Here is a 1125-nt window from a genome sequence, read left to right on the forward strand (position 1 = left end):
CACTACTTTGGCAGATTGTCGGATTCCTCTGAATTTTTAGGATTCCCGAATCGATTTTTCAATGATTCATGGGTGGTCGGCTCTTGGAGGGCTGACCATGGCGGAATGGGAAGACGAACTCGAAGGCTGGCTGAAGCCGTTCTTGCAGCGGTTGGGTCATAAGACCCGGCAGCGGATGTGTCCCCTTTACGTTGCGGGATTGATCGGTCCTGGCGATCGCAAGAGCGTTCAGCCGATGGCAGAACGCCTCGCAACCGGCAACTACGATCAGCTGCACCATTTCATCGCCGATGGTGTCTGGGACGAGTCATCGCTGGAATCTGAGTTGCTCAACCAGGCCGACGGGCTTGTCGGCGGCAAGGATGCGGTGCTGGTCATTGATGACACCTCACTGCCGAAGAAAGGTGAACGGTCGGTTGGTGTTGCGGCTCAATACGCGTCGGCTCTCGGCAAAACGGCAAATTGCCAAACGCTGGTGTCTTTGACGCTTGCGCGAGGTGAAGTGCCGGTGATGATCGCTTTGCGTCTCTTTCTGCCTGACAGCTGGACTAGCGACCTGTCTCGTCTAAAGCGCGCTCGTGTGCCGGTCGAACATCGAACGGCACGGTCCAAGCCGGAAATTGCTTTGGCCGAGATTGACCGCGCGATGGCAGCTAACGTGCGCTTTGGATGTGTACTGGCGGATGCGGGATACGGGCTCAGCGCACCGTTTCGACAAGGGCTGACAGAGCGCGGGCTGGCTTGGGCCGTCGGCATCCCTCGGCATCTCAAGGTGTATCCGGTCAATGTGAAGCTCATTTGGCCGATTACCAAAGTCCGCGGGAAACCCCGGAAGCACCACGTACCAGATATTTTGTCGATTGCGGCAGAACAAATGCTGGCGAGCGCCAGGTGGAAAACCGTGAGTTGGCGCAGCGGGACGAAAGGTCGACTGAAAGCCCGATTTGCTGCTGTCCGTGTCCGCACCGCCGACGGACCTCCGCAGCGGATATGGGATAAGGGTCAGCAGCATCTCCCGGGCGACGAAGCCTGGCTCATTGGCGAGCAACGTGCCTCAGGGGAGAAAAAATACTATCTGGCCAACCTGCCTGCGTCGACGGATCTGCGCACACTGGCCGCCACCAT

The 1125-nt window shown here is 58.2% G+C and carries 1 protein-coding gene; it reads left to right on the forward strand.

Features of this window, described 5'->3' with window-relative positions:
• Window positions 1-61: 61 nt before the first annotated feature.
• Window positions 62-1125: IS701 family transposase (locus IVA87_RS08740; protein WP_247333333.1), on the forward strand; the 1064-nt coding region annotated here is incomplete at its 3' end.

Origin of the sequence: Bradyrhizobium sp. 147, from assembly GCF_023073935.1 — a bacterium.
In the GTDB taxonomy this organism is placed as follows: Bacteria; Pseudomonadota; Alphaproteobacteria; order Rhizobiales; family Xanthobacteraceae; genus Bradyrhizobium.